12 protein-coding genes, 1 tRNA gene and 1 pseudogene are annotated in these 17,462 nt (G+C 65.5%); 8 read left to right on the forward strand and 6 right to left on the reverse strand.

The window, feature by feature from the left end; genetic code table 11:
- Positions 1-13 precede the first annotated feature (13 nt).
- Entirely contained in the window at positions 14-1,033 is a 1,020-nt protein-coding gene (locus tag ABZ881_RS13010) for a hypothetical protein (RefSeq protein WP_358484294.1), read from the forward strand.
- Positions 1,034-1,189: 156 nt separating this feature from the next.
- On the opposite strand, the gene ABZ881_RS13015 is transcribed toward ABZ881_RS13010, so the two are convergent.
- Positions 1,190-1,291: transfer RNA gene (locus ABZ881_RS13015), tRNA-OTHER, on the reverse strand.
- 383 nt (positions 1,292-1,674) lie between these two features.
- Between ABZ881_RS13015 and ABZ881_RS13020 the strand changes: the two genes are divergently transcribed.
- Entirely contained in the window at positions 1,675-2,496 is an 822-nt protein-coding gene (locus ABZ881_RS13020; RefSeq protein ID WP_358484295.1) for a type II CAAX endopeptidase family protein, read from the forward strand.
- Positions 2,497-2,629: 133 nt separating this feature from the next.
- Here ABZ881_RS13020 and ABZ881_RS13025 read toward each other — a convergent pair whose 3' ends face one another.
- A complete protein-coding gene (locus ABZ881_RS13025) occupies positions 2,630-3,370 on the reverse strand; it encodes an XRE family transcriptional regulator (RefSeq protein ID WP_358484296.1) in 741 nt (246 codons plus the stop codon).
- On the opposite strand from ABZ881_RS13025, the gene ABZ881_RS13030 reads away from it, so the two are divergent.
- The 5 genes from ABZ881_RS13030 (at position 3,264) to ABZ881_RS13050 (ending at position 9,015) form a co-directional block, all read left to right on the forward strand.
- Positions 3,264-3,566: a DUF6506 family protein gene (locus tag ABZ881_RS13030; protein ID WP_358484298.1), complete on the forward strand. Its 303-nt coding sequence runs from the start codon at positions 3,264-3,266 to the stop codon at positions 3,564-3,566. The two genes, ABZ881_RS13025 and ABZ881_RS13030, sit on opposite strands and share 107 nt — an antisense overlap.
- 142 nt (positions 3,567-3,708) lie before the next feature.
- The gene (locus tag ABZ881_RS13035; RefSeq protein WP_358484299.1) at positions 3,709-4,410 is read left to right on the forward strand and encodes a DUF998 domain-containing protein; all 702 of its coding nucleotides are present in this window, start codon (positions 3,709-3,711) and stop codon (positions 4,408-4,410) included.
- Positions 4,411-4,953: 543 nt separating this feature from the next.
- Positions 4,954-5,580: an NAD(P)H-dependent oxidoreductase gene (locus ABZ881_RS13040; RefSeq protein WP_358484300.1), complete on the forward strand. Its 627-nt coding sequence runs from the start codon at positions 4,954-4,956 to the stop codon at positions 5,578-5,580.
- Between the two features lie 40 nt (positions 5,581-5,620).
- Complete coding sequence (locus tag ABZ881_RS13045; RefSeq protein ID WP_358484301.1) at positions 5,621-7,300, forward strand: MFS transporter; 1,680 nt, start codon at positions 5,621-5,623, stop codon at positions 7,298-7,300.
- Entirely contained in the window at positions 7,297-9,015 is a 1,719-nt protein-coding gene (locus tag ABZ881_RS13050) for an MFS transporter (RefSeq protein WP_358484302.1), read from the forward strand. Before ABZ881_RS13045 ends, ABZ881_RS13050 begins: the two co-directional genes overlap by 4 nt.
- Here the strand turns inward: ABZ881_RS13050 and ABZ881_RS13055 are convergent, their stop codons facing one another.
- Positions 9,016-12,255 carry a BTAD domain-containing putative transcriptional regulator gene (locus tag ABZ881_RS13055; RefSeq protein WP_358484304.1) on the reverse strand — a complete coding sequence of 1,080 codons (3,240 nt, stop codon included), beginning with the start codon at positions 12,253-12,255 and terminating at the stop codon, positions 9,016-9,018. It abuts the gene before it with no gap.
- 1,151 nt (positions 12,256-13,406) lie between these two features.
- Here ABZ881_RS13055 and ABZ881_RS13060 point away from each other — a divergent pair.
- Positions 13,407-14,846: pseudogene (locus tag ABZ881_RS13060) on the forward strand (DUF6119 family protein); the annotation flags it as partial.
- Positions 14,847-15,005: 159 nt separating this feature from the next.
- On the opposite strand, the gene ABZ881_RS13065 reads toward ABZ881_RS13060, so the two are convergent.
- Genes ABZ881_RS13065 through ABZ881_RS13075 form a run of 3 tightly spaced genes read right to left on the reverse strand, consistent with a single transcriptional unit; the run spans position 15,006 to position 17,382 of the window.
- Positions 15,006-15,827, reverse strand: coding sequence for a phosphotransferase (locus tag ABZ881_RS13065; protein ID WP_358484305.1), 822 nt, complete (start codon positions 15,825-15,827; stop codon positions 15,006-15,008).
- Positions 15,824-16,516: an HAD family hydrolase gene (locus ABZ881_RS13070; RefSeq protein WP_358484306.1), complete on the reverse strand. Its 693-nt coding sequence runs from the start codon at positions 16,514-16,516 to the stop codon at positions 15,824-15,826. Before ABZ881_RS13070 ends, ABZ881_RS13065 begins: the two co-directional genes overlap by 4 nt.
- Positions 16,513-17,382 (reverse strand): winged helix-turn-helix domain-containing protein, encoded by an 870-nt coding sequence (locus tag ABZ881_RS13075; RefSeq protein ID WP_358484308.1) that lies wholly within the window; start codon positions 17,380-17,382, stop codon positions 16,513-16,515. Before ABZ881_RS13075 ends, ABZ881_RS13070 begins: the two co-directional genes overlap by 4 nt.
- Positions 17,383-17,462 lie beyond the last annotated feature (80 nt).

The following is a 17,462-nucleotide window of genomic DNA, read 5'->3' on the forward strand; positions in this document are numbered from 1 at the left end:
TTGGGAGCGTTGCATGGTCCAGGTCGTCATCCAGCCCGCGTACGGCAACCCGATGGCCAGACGGCATTGGGCCCTGACACTGGATCAGCAGGTCCCCTTCGAAGAGGAACACTTTCGCTCGGGATTGACGGATTCCCAGTTCGACTCGCTGATCGGCCTGCATCCAGCGGGTCGGACGGAGTTCTGGGGTGCGACCCCGAACCACGACAAGCGCATGGACACGTTGCAGAGCGGGGATGTCTTCCTGTTCACCGGCCAAAACCGAGTCCGTGCCGTCGGCGAGGTCGGAGTCTCCTTCCGAAACTCGGTCTTCGCCAACCGCATGTGGGCAGAAGATCCCAACAAAGGAAGCTTCCACAACGTCTACAGCCTGTTGAACTTCCAACACGTCGACATCCCGTACTCCGAGATCTGGGCGCTACCCAGCTTCAAGGAGGGCGACAACTTCATGGGTCTCCGCTTCCTCGACGCCGAGAAGAGCGCCGAGATCCTCCAGGGTCTTCGGATCGAATCCGCTGTCGCCGCGCAGCAGGCTGATCAAGCTGAACTCAAGGTGACGGAGGCACTTGCCTCCGGCAAGCCCTTGCCCACCGAGGCCGTCAGGACCACGACGACCACCTACCTAAAGGCGGCAAGCGAGGTACTCGTCCACCGAGCTGAGGCGCTCCTCGTGCAGGACTACGCGGCGACCCTGAACGGCGTTGCGACATCGCGCTTCAAGACCCCCGACGGGGGCATCGCTGACCTGCTGGTCGCCACCGCGGACACCGTCGAGGTCATCGAAGCTAAGCGCAGCTCATCTCGGACCTACGTGCGTCAGGCTCTTGGCCAGCTCCTCGACTACGCACCCTGGGCCGGCCAGCCTGTCGACCGCCTCACCGTCCTCGTACCGGAGCGGCCTGCCGACTCCGTGGTCACGTATCTCCACCGCTACGGCGTGGACTGCATCTTCCGAGCAACTCCCGGGCAGTACACGCGACTCGAAGCGCCCGATGAAGCCCGCGCACACCTGCGAGAACGCTGGCTGGCCTGAGGCCCACCCATCAGGCTCCAGGGGTGCCTCTCGGTCCTTGAGAGGCACCCCTGGAGGCCCGCCCCGCCTACTTCTGGCACGAATCTGGCACGAACGCCGAACGGCGCCCCTCCCAAGATCGGGAGTGGGCGCCGTTTCCGCTGGTAGACCTACTTGAGCGGGCGACGGGAATCGAACCCGCGTAGCCAGTTTGGAAGGCCTCGTCAGACTGGCGCTCGTCGACTTCGACCTGTGGAAACAGCGGTCGCCACGCCCTGCGAGTGACCGTGGTCTACCGCCTGTAGTTGCATGCCAGTTGCACGCTCGGATCCCCGCGGCCCCGATCAGGGCCACTTCGGTGTGAAGCAAGGAGCACGTTCAGATGTAGAGCGGGAACGTCGCGCTGTCGGCCCCGTGGGGTCTCGGCTGCCGTGGTGGTCGACGGCGACCGGGCAGCTCGCCACTCCTCACCTCCTGCGCGGCATGGAGGTTCGTGACGTTGGCGATGGCGGTATCGGCGTCGAGTCCGGGACCTGATCGTCGCGGTCCGCTATGACTTCTGGCAGGTCCGCCAGCCGGCCCGGCCCCATAGTGTGGATCCAATGACACGTTCCACACCACGGCGGGACTCCGTCGCTCTCGCGCCGCTCAGTCTGCGGCTCGTGGTCGCGACCGTAGGGACATTGCTCATCTGGCTCGGTGTGACCCAGCTGAGCACCGCGCTGTGGGGCCCCGAGATGTCGCTACCTAAGCACGTCACCAACGCTGTCGGCACGTTCGCTCTAGCGGTGCCGCTAGTCCTGGCAATGTGCCGATACCTGGACCGTCGCGCGATATCGTCCTTGGGGCTCACGGGTGGAAAGCAGGCGTTTCGAGACGTCCTCTACGGCGCCCTGACCTGGCTTATCCCGGCCGCTATCGGAATGACTGCCGGACTCTCATTCGGATGGTTGGAGGTCCGGATCGAGTCCTCGGTCGCAGAGATCGTCGGCGCAGTCCTCCTGCTCGTCGTGCTGGTTTTCACCTACGAGGCATTCTCCGAAGAGCTCATCTTCCGTGGCTATATCTACCGGAATCTCACCACGGTCGCGACACCTTGGATCGCCGTCGTGGTCCAAGCCCTACTGTTCTCCACCTTCGGCACCGCACTGTGGGTCATCAACAACGGCTGGGGAGTACTTTTCGAGCGTTCGATCCTCTTCTTCGGCATGGCCATCGTCGCTGGCTGCGTTCGCCTCATAGCTGGATCAATCTGGGCCTCTATCGGATTCCACCTAGCTTTTCAGGTCATCATGCAGCTCTTTCTGGGCTCGCATTACGCGAATATTCATGTCAGCAATGAGAGCATCTTCATCCTAACCACAGCCGTGGTTGCATTCTGCGCAGCGACAACTATTGCGGGCATGCTGTGGCGAGAAGCACCCAACTGGACCAAGCCCGACTCAGCTCTCGCCGAAACACGGCCACGTCGAACTACGTCCTAGCTCCTGTCTCTTCCACGAGCAACGGTCCGCAGTTGGCTTCTGCCGTCCATTTTCGGGGGAGACTAGGACCTGCCCACTCCCCCGATCCTTTCAAGCGCCCCGCCGTGGAGGTCACACATCGCAGACCGCCCAGCTACGGCGCGGAGTAGTCGATGACCAGGAAGTACATCGCCTCGTCGTCACCAGGATTCGAGATCCGATGCACCAGATCTCCGACGAAGCTGACGGCGTCACCCGCCTTCAACTCGACCACCTCGGAACCGACCGTGACCCGGAGCCGACCACGTTCCAGAGCCAGCCACTCACGCGACCCGGCGGCATGAGCCGGGAACTCGGGCCCATCACAATTCGGCGGCGCGACGACCCGGACGACCTGGGTCGAGCGGTCCGGGAGCGCCGGCGACAGCAGACGCCAGGTCCAACCGTCCTCGACCTCCACTCGCTGGTCATCCGCCCGGATCACCACCGCCGACTCGCTGCGATGCCCATCGAGCAACTGCGCCACCGATGACCCCAACGCCCCGGCGACCCGATCCAGCACGAGCACCGTCGGCATCTTCGCGCCCCGCTCGATCTCGGACAGCATGCTGCGACTGACCCCCGCAGCGTCGGCGAGACCCTGCAGCGTCAGACCACGCCGCTGCCGACCCTCACGAACGCGACGCCCCAACTCGCTGACCGGCAAGCCGTTCGAGAAGCGGTCGACACCAGAGATCCTCTTTGATGGAATCACTCCGCGATAGTAGACGCCCTCACAGGAGGAAAACATGGCACTCGCACGCTGGGGTTTCCTGTACACGGCCGCGGGCGCCGATCCGGAGCGCGACATCACCGTCGTCGACACCGGCTCGTGCCGCACCGTCGTCGTCGGCATGGAACGCCCCGACCAGGGCATCGAGGCGGCACGGAGACTCGTCGAACAGCACGACGTGCAGCTGATCGAGCTGTGCGGTGGCTTCGGCCCTGTCTGGACCACCCACATCCTCGAAGCCACTGGGCACAAGATCCCGGTCGGTGCGGTCGCCTACGGCCCGGAATCGGTGGACGGAGTCCACGAGATCTTCTCCTGAACGAATGGAGGCACTCGGAGATGCACTGCCACAAGGGAGACTCCGGTCACCCGAACGCGCTGATGAATCGACTTCTGACCAGCTGGCTCGCTGATGGTGACGGGCCGGCGCTCGGCGTCGCTGGTCGGGCTGAACGGGCCTCGTGTTGCCGCTGGACGTGCTGTTCGGACCGGCGTTTCCATCCTCGGAATCGGATCGGAATTGGTTCCATGGAGGACCTCAGGCGGGCTGCGCCGTGATCGCACTCCTGTGGATCGGCGCCATCGGTTCATGGCTGTTCATCCTGACGTTCCTCGTCGACGGTGCTACTCGGCCCGGCTACCATCCCGTCCGCCATCCGGTCAGCGCGCTCGCGCTGGGACGACGTGGCTGGATTCAGACGGTGAACTTCGTCCTCTGCGGGCTCGCGGTGGCCGGCGGGGCCATCGCCCTCGCGATCATGTACGGGACAATGCTGCTCGCGCTCGTGATCGCAGTGTTCGGCGCCGGCCTGGTCGCCTCCGGGGTGTTCCCGATGGACCCGATGCGCGGGTACCCGCCAGGCACCCCGGACGACACGCCCGAACACACCTCCCGTACCCACGAGCGACACGACCACGCCGGGGCCGTGGTCTTCCTCGCGCTCCCCGTTGCAGCCGCCATCGCGGCGTTCGCTCTGGAGGGACCCGGATGGCGCTGGTACTCCGGCGCGACAGCGGTCCTGCTGTTCGTGGGGTTCAGCATGTTCGGATCGGCCTGGGAGAACGACGACCCGCGGGCGGGCCTGATCCAGCGCGCCGTGATCGGCGTGGGCTGGTTCTGGCTCGGGCTGGTGTTCGCAAACGCCGCGGAGGCACTCGTGTGAGCAGGTTCCGCGCCAGCACCTCGCGCGCGGATGACGATCGGGGACATGGCCCCCTGCGACCGCATAGAAGATCGCGGCGACCGACTGGGCGGTCGTGTGATTGAGCGGGCGGGCGGTCGCTGGTGGTCCGTTCCTGAGTCGCTTCGGCCGGCAGCTCGACGAGACAGCAGCTTGGGAATCCGATGCACGTCGCTGGATCTGGCCCGTGACCTGCGAGTTGGGGGGTCCCGAGTGACCGCTGGTGACCCTCGTGGACCCTGCCGTATCGCACGTTCGTCGCACGCCGCCGCGTCCGGAGGCTCCGTCGGTTCCTGTACGACCTTGGCGCCGCCAGCGACAACCCGCTCGAAAGTTGCGTCAAGCTCAGGAGTCGAGAGGAGAACCCGCGCGTAGGTGCGCCCAGGTCGACCAGCTGTACCCGAAGGGCCCGCGTCACCGATCGGGTTGCGGACGGACCACAGCTTCCCCGCAACCCTTACGAAGCGCCTCCGCTCGACGATCGGGTCGACCTAGCAAGAAGCCCTCTAGAAGGAGTCGACTTCGATGACAACCTTTCTGTCTGACGGCCAGACCAGCACCGAGCCGCTGCGTGTTGCGGTGATCGTTGGGAGCATTCGCAAGGACCGGTTCTGCCCGACTCCTGCAGGTTGGATCGCCGATCAGGCTCGCAAGCGCGAGGGGCTGGAGGTCGATCTGGTCGACCTGGCCGACTACGAGCTTCCTGTGGTGCTGGGTGGGAACGACGCCGGCGCCTCGCAGCCCGACGCCGTCACCGAACTGGGCAAGTGTCTCGCGCCTGCTGATGCGTTTGTCGTGGTGACCCCGATCTACAACCGTTCCTACCCAGCGGCACTGAAGAACGCGATCGACTGGTTCTACGCCGAGTGGCAGCTCAAGCCCGTGGGTTTCGTCTCCTACGGCGGAATCACCGGTGGTCTGCAGGCTATCGACGCTCTGCGCAGCGTGTTCACCGAGTTCCATGCCGTCCCGCTGCGTGACTCAATCACCTTCGCCAACTTTTGGGAGGTCTTTGACCACGACGGTCGCCCAGTCGACGTCGAGCGCACCAGCAAGCTCGCCGACGGGTTCCTCGGCCAGCTCGCTTGGTGGGCGCAGACCCTACAGCAAGCCCGCGTCGACCGCCCATACCCCTTCGTCGAGTCCGATTGACGATTCATTTTCGATGGTCCCCAGGAGCTGAGGTTCCATGATGACCGCCGACGAGCTCACCGCCGTCCCGGGACATCCGAGGTGGCGCGAATGGGTCGGCCTCGTGTTGCTGGCCTTGCCGTTGTTCATGATGGCCACAGATTTCACCGTGATGTTCCTGGTGATGCCGGCGGTCGCGGCTGACCTGGGCCCCTCCGCGACGCAGATGCTGTGGATCGTGCACGTCGGGCAGTTCATCGCTGCAGGCTTGGTGATCACCATGGGCCGGTTGACCGATAAGGTCGGTCATCGAACCCTGCTGTTGTGGGCGGTGGTTCTGTACGGTGCGGCTTCGGCATTGGCTGCCTTCTCTCCCAATTCAGAGACATTGGTGATGGCCCGTCTTCTAGTAGGAGTCGCGACCGGAGCTGCGTCGCCTCCGACTTTCGCGATCGTGCGGTCGCTATTCACTGGTGCGCGACACTACGGTACCGCGTTTGCCGTTATCATCGGCGCCTTCTTCGTCGGGAAGACACTGGGCCCGCCTCTGGGCGGGCTGTTGATGGAGTTCTTCTGGTGGGGGTCGGTTTTCCTGGTCAATGTTCCGGTCGCATTGCTTGTGCTACTGGGAGGCGTCTGGCTGTTCCCTCGGGGAGAGCGGAACCCTAACGTCCGTGTTGATCTGGTCAGCGTTTCGCTGTCCATCGTCGCGATAGTGACGATCGTTTTCGGACTGCAGGAGATCGCCGCCCAAGGACTGTCTGCGGTCTATCTCCTGCCGGTCGTGATCGGGCTCGTCCTGGGAGCCTTGTTTCTGCGCCGCCAGAATCGAATCGCAGACCCATTGCTGGATCTAAGCCTCTTCAGAATTCGAACTCTATGGGTGGCGGCCGCAGTACTGTTCCTGTCCGACCTGGCGTTCGTGCCCATCGACCTAACTTTGGTGCAGTTCCTCCAGGTCGTCGCAGGAGTTCCCATCGGCTGGCTCGGCCTGCTCCTGGCGACGCCGGGAATCGCCGCGCTTCTCGGCACGAGCCTGACACCGGTACTGAGCCGACGGATACAGCCCTCTCATCTGATCTTCGGCGGCATTATGATCGCGGTGCTGGGAGCAACGTTGGTGGTCGTCACGCTCCTGATCGCCCCGGGACTCGTCGCCTCCTTCGTCGTCGCCACGACGCTGATCTCGCTCGGCGTTTCGCCGCTGATGGTGCTCGGCTCGCAGATGATCGTCACCGCTGCCCCGCGGGACCGGGCAGGATCGGCAGTGGCGATCCAAGACATTGGCACTGGCCTGGGCGGGGCCACCGGGATGGCACTTGTCGGGAGCCTGTCGATGGCAGTCTTCAGCCGAACGCTGGTCTCCGAGGCACCGGCGGCCGTGTCCGATCTCGATCTCGACGTAGCGACTCACAGTCCCGGGGGTGGGGTGGCCGTCGCCGAGCGGATCGATGGACGGGTCGGTCAGGATCTTCTGACCGCGGTCCAGCATGCATGGTCGATGGGAACCATGGCTGCGGCCGCCACCGCAGTGATCATCGGCGCGGTCATGGCCGTGCTCGTCCTTCGAGGACTGCGCGGAGTCACTCTGCCCACCGACAGCAGCGGAGACATGCCTGGGCAGGCGACACCCGCCCCAGAGCCCGCATCGGACGCCACGACGATGGCGTCACCAGCACCCGGGCCGTCACCAGAAGTGGCGCACGCTCACCACAACCTATCCGAGAGGGGCACGTCATGAGCTCCGTGAGAGTTCCTGCGCGACCGACATGGCGGGAATGGACCGGCCTGATCCTCTTGGCGCTGCCGTTGTTCATGATGGCCACCGACTTCACGGCGATCTTCCTGGCCATGCCCGCCGTGGCCGCCGACGTGGCGCCGACGACGACCCAGATGCTGTGGATCGTCCACATCGGCGAGCTCGTCGCCGCGGGGATGGTCATCACCATGGGCTGGCTCACCGGAAGGATCGGTCCCCGCACGCTGCTGTTGGTCGCGATGGCCCTCTACGGTGCCGGCTCGGCACTGGCCGCCTTCGCTCCTGACGCCGAGACCCTTCTCCTCGCGCGCATCCTGATCGGTGTGGCGACCGCGGCAGCGTCCCCGGCCGGTATCGCGATGCTGCGGTCGATGTTCACCAGCGCGAAGCACTTCGGCGTTGCGTTCGCCGTGGTCATGGGCGCCTTCTCAGTCGGTGGTGCGCTCGGCCCGCCCCTGGCCGGTGTGCTCCTGGAGCACTTCTGGTGGGGTTCGGTGTTCCTGGTCAACGTCCCCGTCGCCGCCGCGGTACTCGTCACAGGGCTGTGGCTCTACCCCCGTGCGAGCGAGAGGACGACCGACCGGATCGACATGACCAGCGTGGTGGTCTCCATGACCGCGGTCATACTGCTCGTCCTCGGCCTGCAGGAGATCGCCGATCACGGCTTCTCCGTCCCCTACGCCTTGGCGACCCTCCTCGGCATTGGCCTTGGTGCATGGTTTCTGCGCAGGCAGCGACGGATCGACAACCCGCTGCTGGACGTTGACCTGTTCTCAATCAGGGTCGTGCGCGTCCTGGCACTCGTCTATGTGTTGGCGCAGTTGGCGTTCCTGACCGTCGACTTCGTTCTGATCCAGTACCTGCAGATCGTCTCCGGGGTGTCGACCGCGCAGCTCGGGCTGCTCCTGGCTGTCGCCGCCACCGCGGCGATCCTCGGAACCGCATTGACCCCGGCACTCACCCGTAGGTTCACACCGGCGACCGTGATGGCGGCAGGGGTAGGACTTGCGGTTGTCGGTACCGCCCTCGTACTGACCGCGATCGCGGTGGCCCCCATGACGGCGTTCATCGCCGTCGGGATGACGACCGTTTCCTTCGGGATTAGCCCGCCGATGGTGCTCGGCGCCCAGCTCATGGTCACCTCGGTACCGCAGAAGCAGGCTGGCCCGGTCGCATCTGTCCAGGACATCGCCGCGAGTCTCGGAGCCACGGGGGGCATCGTGTTCCTCGGCAGCATCGCCATGGCGGTCTTCGGCCGACTCGTGAACGCCGGCTCCCCCGACTCCGTCTCCGACGCCGATCGCAGCGCTGCGACCCAGAGCCCCGGCGGAGCGGTCGCCGTCGCCGAGCAGATCGGGGGCCAAGCCGGCCAGGAACTGCTTCGAACTGCCCAGGATGCCCTGTCCCAAGGCACGCTGGCCGCCCACATCGCGGCACTGGTCATCGGCGTGATCACCACCGTGCTCGTGGTGCGCGGACTTCGCGGGGTCGAGCTGCCCACCGACGAAGCCGCCCCGTCCACGGCCGATTCCGAACCATCCTCAGAGGAGGCAACCGGTGCGGTGGCCCCCAACCAGCGGCCGCACCGGACGGGGCGGAAGTCAACCACAACGTGCACAGAGGACGCTCCTCGTGAGCCCGGACCGACAGGGCTTTCTCGCGGTGCTGGTGCCGGCCCCGCTAGCGGCCGAGCGTGATCACCGTTCTGCGGCACGGGGCGAGGCAGCCTGCACCGCTGCTTCCAGTTGCTGACCGGGATCGGCGGATCTGCCGCGCACGATCGCGTCGGACAGTACCGGCTCAGACAACTGCTGGGCCATCTGCTCGCGGATCCGGCGAACGTCCTGGCACTCGAGCCAGGACGGCACTGGTCCCGTCCTGGCTCGCAGTGCCTCGGCGGTGCCCAGCAGCGCGGCAGCGGCTCCAGGCTCAGAGCGCAACGCGCGCACGGCCGCCGCCAGTTCCAGCAGTCGCGCAGTCGTGGGTGTCCTGGCCCCACACTGAAGCTGCCGGTGCAGTGTCACCAGGGAGTCCTCAGCCTGACCCGTTCGTCCTTCCTGGACGGTGAGGAACGCCTCCTCGATCCGTGTTTGCAGGTCGATACCGGCAGCGTCACCCGCTGACTTCCAACGCCTCAGCAGTCCGGCAGCTCGCCGCGTGTCGCCCTGCTGTCGAGCGATCATCGCTTCTGCGAAATCGACATAGGACAGAGCGTTGGGCGACGCGGTGTCGCTGGCCAACGCGCGGGATTCCTCCAGCAGAGCCGCAGCGCCAGCGACATCGCCGTCCCGGACAGCGTTGATCGCCTGTGCGGTCGTCCAGAGTGAGGCCGCCGACCACAAACCGAGCTCCCGGCACAGAGTCAGCGCACGACCCGCCGCGGCCGAGGCAGTAGGGCGGTCGCCCGCGACCTCGGCAGCGCGGTGCTTCACGGCCAGCGCGTAGGTGAGAGCGTAGCGGTCACCGAGTTCACGGAGCACGCGTTCAGGGTCGCGGCCATCGACTGGTCCTCGTGGCTGCTCGCCCCAGATGGTCACCAGCAACCAGTCGCGCCGGCATGTCGCGACACTCACGGTCCAGTCGTCGCCTGCACCCTGCAAGACAACCAGGGCCTGGTCGACGTGCTGCTCACCTTCGGTCCGATAGCCTGCTGCGATGAGTTCGGTGCCTGCGACCCACTGCCATCGTGCACGAGCCACAGCGTCGCTGAACTGAGCAACGGCGTCGTCGACCCGAGCTGGGCCTCCCGACGAGGTGTCGATTCGCATGCTCGCCGCGAGCGTGAGCGCAGCCGCGTAGGTATCGTCCCTGGGACCGGGAAGGCTGATCGCGGTGCTCAGGTCCTGGTGGAGGCGGCTTTCGTTTCCAGCCATCCAGTGATACCAGAACGTCGTCACGGCCAAGCCTGCCGCACTACCTCCGTCCCGGGCGCGAGCCGCCTCACCGAAGGCGTTGCTCAACTGTGTGCGCTCGGCGTCCAGCCGGGCCAACCACCGCCGTTGCGCTGTGCCCCGCAGCCTTGCATCCGCACATACCGCGAGATCGAGATAGTAGGTCAGGTGACGCCGGGCGACCGCGTCGCGTTCGTCCTGCTCGTGGAGCTTCTCCCCGGCGAAGGCCGCGATCGACTCCAACAGTCCGTACCGTACACCGTTCGGCGTCGAGGTCGTGGTCACCAAGCTGCGTTCCACCAGGCCGATCAACACATCGACCACCTGCGATCGTCCGACGACCACTGCTGTCCCGGCGTCGGGATCGTCGGCGCACGTCACTTCGGCGGCGTCGAGGGTCAACGTGCCGGGATGGACGGCGAGCCTGCGCAGCACGGCCCGCTCGGCGTCGTCGAGAAGCGACCAGCTCCAATCGATCATTCCCCGCAGGGTCTGCTGCCGTCTGCGCACTCCGTGGCCAGGACGCCGCAGGATGTTGAGCCGGTCGCTGAGCCGCTCCAGCAGATCCCGCGCCGAGATCCCGCGGATCCGCCCGGCGGCAAGCTCCAGTGCCAGCGGCAACCCGTCCAGGCGGCGGCACAGTTCGGTGACGACCCGGGTCGTGTCCTCATCGAGACAAAACGCCGGATCAGCAGCGCGAGCACGCGCCGCGAAGAACAGCGCCGCCTCGCTCGCCCCGCCATCGTCAGCGGGTTTCGTACTCAAGGTGCCGACGTCGTAGCGATGCTCATCCGGCAGCCCCAAGGGTTCGCGACTCGTCGCCAATAGGCGCACTCCCGGGGCGCGGCGCAGCAGTTCGGCCGCGAAGACGGCGGCCTCGACGACCACGTGCTCACAGTTGTCCACCACAAACAGTGCGGCTCTCGACGCCAAGGCCTCGCAGACGCGGTCGAGCTCCGAGCCTGTGCTCTGCTCGGGCAGTCCCAGTGCCGCGACGACCAGAGCTGCGATTCGTCCAGCGGAGCCGAGGCACTCCTCGGGCGTCCTGGTCAGCTCGGTCAGATCGATGAACCAAGCTCCGCGATCGAACCGGGGTTCCTGCTCCCGAGCGACGTGCAGTGCCAGGCGGGTCTTCCCCACGCCCCCGATGCCGGTCAAGGTGACCAGCCGGGACTCGGCCACTATCGCGTTGATCTGGCTGGCCTCGCGTTCTCGCCCGATCAGCGGGGAAGTCTCGGCCGCGACGTTCGTCCGTGCCGGCGCCACACGAGCAGGACCGACGGACGGGCCTGCAGCACTCAGGGCGGGGTCCTGGCGCAGGATCCGTCCGTGGAGCTCGCGGACTGCAGGACTCGGGTCGACACCGAGGCCCTCGGCGAGTCGGTGGCGCAGTGACTCGAACATCTCGAGCGCGTCATGCTGACGGCCGACCTGATACAGCGCCTGCATCAGTGCCGCGATCAGCCGCTCGCGGGTGGGATGGTCCTTGACGACACCGCCCACCTGCTCGATCGCCCGCTCCGGTGCCCCCTGCTCGACCAGCGCCTCGGCCAGCAACTCCAGCGCGTCGCCACGTGCGTCACGTAGTTCCGCGACCATCGGGGCCAGCCAGACCTCGTCGACCGCGTCGCCGTACGGTTCCCCGCGCCACATGTTCAGTGCTGCCCGCAGGGACGTCGTCTTCTCCTGCGGCGCGCTCATGTGACGAGCGTGTTCGACCGCGTCCTTGAACCGCTCGGCATCGACCACGCCGGTCTCGGCAGCCAGGCGATACCCCACCGGAGTGTGGACCAGCAGATCACGCCCGCCTGGCTGGGCCCTTTCCAGAGCGGTACGCAGGTGCGACAGCTTGGCTCGCAGCACCTTCTTCGGATCGGCTGGCAACCGCTCACCCCAGAGACGGTCGATCAGCACATCGGCCGACACCGGCTCGCCACTGGAGACGACCAGGGAGACCAGCAACAGCCGCAGCTTCCGTTCAGCCACCTCGACCGGAACGCCCTCGTCGGTGCTGAGCCGAACGGGGCCCAGCACCTCGACCAGCATGTGGCCACTCTAGGTCCTGCGGGGCCAAGTCGCAGGTGCCTCCGAGGCCACTGAGCGGAACGACCGACGCAGCACGCTGATACCAGCGATCAGCTCCGCCGCTCCGGCCACCGACGGTCGTTCAGCCCTCAAGGCCAGCGCGGATGGCCTGCTCCAGTAGCCACAGTGGCCACCCCGTGCGCGAGGCTCGATCGCGTTCTGCGCCATGAACCTGTGCTGCGTCCCATCATGGGCCTGAGCAGCGTGGACGAGCGAGGGGGGCAGACGGTGTCACGGTAGAAATTGAGGGAAGCGTCCCGGTCGCCGTAAGGGAGGAAGCTTGCATCAATCGCGAGGTTCATCGCGGGAACGCCAGACCTGCCGTTGTCCCGTTTCTTCTCGATTCCTGACCGATGTCGGGCCGCGCTATCGCCGGCTTGGCGGCCCCTCTCGGCCATCGACGAGATCGACGAGATCTTCTGGGAGACCAAGCAGGCTGCCTGATTACAGGCCCTGAAACGGCGCTGACCAGCGGGAATCTTCTCCCGTCGGTCAGCGTCGTTTCTCGTTGTCGGGTGGTCTCCGACGGCCCCACGACGGCCCAGACGGCCCGGAGACGGCCCAGGCCCCCCTCGCCAGGCCCGGCCCACACACCCCGACTGCGGTTCGAGTGCCATCCCGTCGGCCTGGCGCAGCCCGACCGCGCGGTCGTTCGTGGGCAGCCCCTCGACGCACACAGGCAGCCGGCGATGCGGAGCTACTGCCCACGGGCGGCCGTGCGGTAGCCCTCGGGGAGGCCGACGGGATGGCACGGCCCACCATCCCGGAGGTCTGCCCGTCCGGCGAGGACTCGTATAGGACTCTCCGTCATCGAGGCACCACGGCGCGTGTAACGCGCGACGGCCGAGTGGCGACTGTGTCGCAAACATCACGTATCGGCCGAACGGACGTCGCATGACCAAGAGCAGGGACTTCACGCTATTCCTCTTAAAATAGGGAGTGAAGCGAACAGAAGCACTGAAGCTCGGACATAAATTAAAGAATGAGTCGAAAGTTTCCGAACTTCCCCCGGGAGCGACTCTCTACATTCTCGACAATGACCCATATACGCCTTGGTGGGTCGACTATTTCGGCATTAGTCGCAACTTAAAGCAGGCCGGAAAAGGGGCGATGTATTCTTGACTTCCGAGAGTCGAGAGTTCGCGTTATGCTTCGGCCACGTTGCCCACAACTTGAACGAAGACTCGTACGAGTACGACTTCGGCCTACGAACTACTCTAAACTGCGTTGACCCAGACAAGCTAAAGAACACCGACACATCTGAACCAGGCTCGGCAAGAAGACGACGGACCCAGCTTACCGTGAGCAACGATCTCACATTCTTCGACCTAGATCAAGACAGCACAATCCTTCGCAGCCTAACCGGCAAAGTCAGGAGCGAGCACTCAGAAACAATTCACGAAGCGACAGGCTCGACCAGTCTTCGTATCAGAACTCGCGCACAGGCAGACGAACTTAAGGACCTGTGCGCAACTCTGCTCTCACTGTATGAGAGCGACGACTTTCGAACCACCTTCGCAAACATCCAGAACGTAGTTCCAGTTCGTGACCCTGAACGGATATCTCAACTAAACTCGTCACTGGTAGAGGCGATTCAAGATCGCTCGACAGATGTCATGCTGGACATCCCGGAGCTTGTTGACTATTCCCAAGGGATCTTCGCGTCGTTCAGTGGCGCAGGCAGAAGCGCGGAGTACGACGAAGTCCTAGCAGCCAACTACTTCCACTATTTAGACAGCAAGGGCGTCGCGCGCGACCAGATCGACCTGAAGACCCTGAAGAAGCACAGCGTTCACACAACAGCTGAGGACGGGGATAGGCCTCGAACCTACAGCATTTATAAGAGCTTACTTCTAGATGTTGAACTAGACGGGGACGAGGGAATTCTCTACCACCTAGCGGAAGGGCAGTGGTACCAGGTTGACAAAGACTACCTCCGTAACCTTGCAACATTTCTCGATAAACGCTGGATAACCACCAGCCTTCGCCCATGCAAGGAGAAGGCCGAGGAGGATTACAACATCGCGCTCGCCGAACATAAGGTGGCCTGTCTAGACAAGACTGACATCAGCCCAGGCGGTCAATCACAGATTGAACCGTGCGACGTCATATCAAGTCACGAGGACCGCGCACAACTGATCCACGTGAAGATATCCACAGATTCTTCATCGCTAAGCCACCTATTCAACCAGGGTGTTAATTCGGTCGAAACCCTGAAACGCGAGGACGAGTCGCGAGCAAAGCTTGTCGACCTTGTGAATGCGCGCTCGAACGACGGCGATGCTGCGCAGAATCTGGCGGCAGCCATCGCGGGCCGAAAGTTCGAGGTGCTCTTCGCCATCATCAGCAAGAAGGATGAGGTTCATAGAAGCAGGAACTTGCCGCTATTTTCCAGAATCAGCCTCAGGCGCAGCCTTCACGCTCTCGATCTGATGGAAGTCCCGGCGTCGTACTGCTTCGTTGACGACGATTGGGATCGACAGAATCGCCGCAAGAAGCCACGCAAGAAGCCCAAAGCAAAGGATTCCAACGGGTCAGCGAATAACCCATGAGCCTGTCGCGCTGAGGCTGTGGGGCCCCGGGGAACGGCCGGAGGCCGCACGTCCCCGGGCCCCACAGCCGGCGCCGCAGGCGCCGCTTGATACCGAACGGAAGGTCTAGACACGACGCACGCTGTCACAGCACGCTGTCGCAGCACGCTGTCGCCGCGGTCAGACTGTCGCGGCGTCGACCACCGTGACCCATGCATCAGCGCGCTCAGGGTCAGTTCTGCTGGACAGAGCGATGCTGCGGGCCAGGGATCGGGCGGTGTCGAGGTGATCGTCGCTGAGCTTCAGCGCGAGGACAGCGATGTCGTAGGCGGCTTCGCCGTTCATCCCTCGGGGGTCGATGAACCACAGCCGACTGCGCCCGTGGAGCACGTTGGGCGGCGATAGGTCGGCGTGGCACAGCCCGACCGCCATCCCGGTAGCGAGCTGGTCGAGAACAAGACTGGCGGACTTGCGTACGTCAGCGGGCTCGGGACTGCGGTGCGGTGGCTGGTCGTCGGCCGGCGGATCGGTGAGCCGCGTTCGGAGCCACGGCACGATGCTCGGCACCGAGGGCACGTCGTCTTCGTCGGCGAGGGTGCGCAGCATCGCGGCTGCCCCCGCGAGATCTCGCGGTCGCGGTTCCTGCTCAGCGAACGATGCGCCAGGCTCGACCGCGTCCATGGCGATCCATGTGCTCGTGGGCGTGTTCCGCAGGAGATTGACTGCAGGCGCCAGGCCAGCACGGGCGAGTTGGTCCAGTACCGCGGCCTGGTGGACGGCGTCGGGGTCGGGAGTCGACCGCAGGATTAATCGTGCGCCGGTGCTGGTCGTGGCTTCGAGGACGTGGGCCGACCTGGCGGAGAACGTCGTGCCGGTCGGGTTGACCGATAGTGCGGCGCAGACCTCGGCCAGCTCGACATGGAGCGCCTCGATCCAGGCGGGTGCGCGGTCGGGCCATCGCGCGTGTGCGGCGCGGGCGACGTCGGGGTGCAGTGGTGTCACGGGCGCAGTGCGGTGGCGAGGGTGTGCATGTCGTCGACGACGACCAATGCGTCCGCGTCGGCCAGGCCCTCGGCACGCTCGGCCTGCTTGGCATAGCCGATGCACGGCACTCCTGCCGCGGTCCCGGCGAGAGCGTCAGTGATCGAGTCCCCGACGAACACAGCGTCGCTCGGTGCCGCTCGGGTGATGTCGAGCGCGGCGTGGAGTAGATGGGGATCGGGCTTCATCTGCTCGGGGCGCCCGAAGGGCCGGCTGATGATCTGCGCAACGTGTTCGGTGAGGTCGTGGCGGGCCAGATACGTGCGGATGGCTCGCTCGGAGTTGTTGCTGACGACCAGCACGGTGTGCCCGGTGGCGACGGCGGTGCGGATGAGCTCGTGGGCGCCGGGGGTCGGTACGGCGACGGTTGCGGCGCGGGTCTCGTGCTCGATGACGTGGGCCTCGACATCACGACCGGACTCGGGCGAATGCCGGTAGGCAGCGCGAAGCAGGACCAGCGGGTCATCGGTGCGGACCTCGCTCAGGTCGATGCCACGCACGGTGGCGAACTGGCGGACGGCGGCGGCGACCTCGGGGGCGGGGTGTCCGGCGAACAGGTGCGCGACGGGCCCGTCGAAGTCCAGGAGCAGGACCCGGGCGCCGCGGAGCAGGTCGGCGAGCTGGGTGCGGGTGCCGGTCGGGAGGGTCACTGCGGGTACTCACGGGTGATGGTGGTCCACACGGAGTCGAACCAGGTGCGGGCCTGGGTGACGTACTGGGGGCCGTTGCTGGTGTCGGCGTCGTCGCCGGTGGAGAAGTGGAACAGGGTGGCGTCCTTGCCCATCGGGTCGAAGATCGGCACGGGGGCCTTGTCGATGGTGACGGTGTGTTCCAGGACGGGGTAGAAGCCGAAGAACGCTTCCTCGTCGTTGATCAGGTAGAGCTTGAACAGCGGTGAGGCGCTGTGGGCCCGGACCTCCGCGGTCGCGGTCCTGACCAACCCGAGGTCGGCAAGCTCCTGAACGCCGTCGGTGATGCTGTCCACGGCACGACGAGTGATCCGGTCGGCGCGCTTGCGGACGGCGGGGTCGTCGGCGGCGGTGTCGGCTCGGCACGGGAGCGCGAGGGGGACGCCGGGGTCGGACAACATGATCCGCACGGCGATGGATTCCGGGCTCAGGCGTCCGGCGCGGACCTTGTCCAGGACCTCGGACAGGGTGCCTGCCAGGGTCTCGCCGGAGAACCCGGCGAAGTCGATCCGCACGTGCGGGCGCTCGAAAGCAGCCTCGATGTGCGGGCGCAGCCCCACCGGTAGCTCGGTCTGGGCGCGGACGAACACCCCGCTCCCCTGGCGGCTGATGAGCAGCCGCTCGGCGTAGAGCGGACGCAGCGCGGCCTTCACCGTCTCGCGAGCGACGCCGTAGCGCTCAGCCAGGTCAGGCTGCGACGGCAGCTTCTCCCCCGCCTTGAGCTTGCCCAGCTTGATCGCGGCGCGGATCTGGTTGGAGATCTGCTGCGACGGCGTGCGCGGATCCTCCGGGTCCAGGTGCGCGAGGAACTCGGCTGGCGTGCTCATGACCCCACGGTATCGGTCGGCTGACTAGCCCGACTAGCCATGTTCCTCATTCGTGCTTGACATGGCTAGCCAAGCCCGCC

This window comes from Pseudonocardia sp. NPDC046786, from assembly GCF_040645415.1.
GTDB lineage: Bacteria > Actinomycetota > Actinomycetes > Mycobacteriales > Pseudonocardiaceae > Pseudonocardia > Pseudonocardia kongjuensis.

Bases quoted from the DNA above. Each gene is read 5' to 3' on its own strand.
- ABZ881_RS13010 (WP_358484294.1), top strand. From the start codon at position 14: ATGGTCCAGGTCGTCATCCAGCCCGCGTACGGCAACCCGATGGCCAGA.
- ABZ881_RS13030 (WP_358484298.1), top strand. From the start codon at position 3,264: ATGGCACTCGCACGCTGGGGTTTCCTGTACACGGCCGCGGGCGCCGAT.
- ABZ881_RS13025 (WP_358484296.1), bottom strand. From the start codon at position 3,370: ATGCCGACGACGACGGTGCGGCACGAGCCGGTGTCGACGACGGTGATG.
- ABZ881_RS13040 (WP_358484300.1), top strand. From the start codon at position 4,954: ATGACAACCTTTCTGTCTGACGGCCAGACCAGCACCGAGCCGCTGCGT.
- ABZ881_RS13045 (WP_358484301.1), top strand. From the start codon at position 5,621: ATGACCGCCGACGAGCTCACCGCCGTCCCGGGACATCCGAGGTGGCGC.
- ABZ881_RS13050 (WP_358484302.1), top strand. From the start codon at position 7,297: ATGAGCTCCGTGAGAGTTCCTGCGCGACCGACATGGCGGGAATGGACC.
- ABZ881_RS13055 (WP_358484304.1), bottom strand. From the start codon at position 12,255: ATGCTGGTCGAGGTGCTGGGCCCCGTTCGGCTCAGCACCGACGAGGGC.
- ABZ881_RS13075 (WP_358484308.1), bottom strand. From the start codon at position 17,382: ATGAGCACGCCAGCCGAGTTCCTCGCGCACCTGGACCCGGAGGATCCG.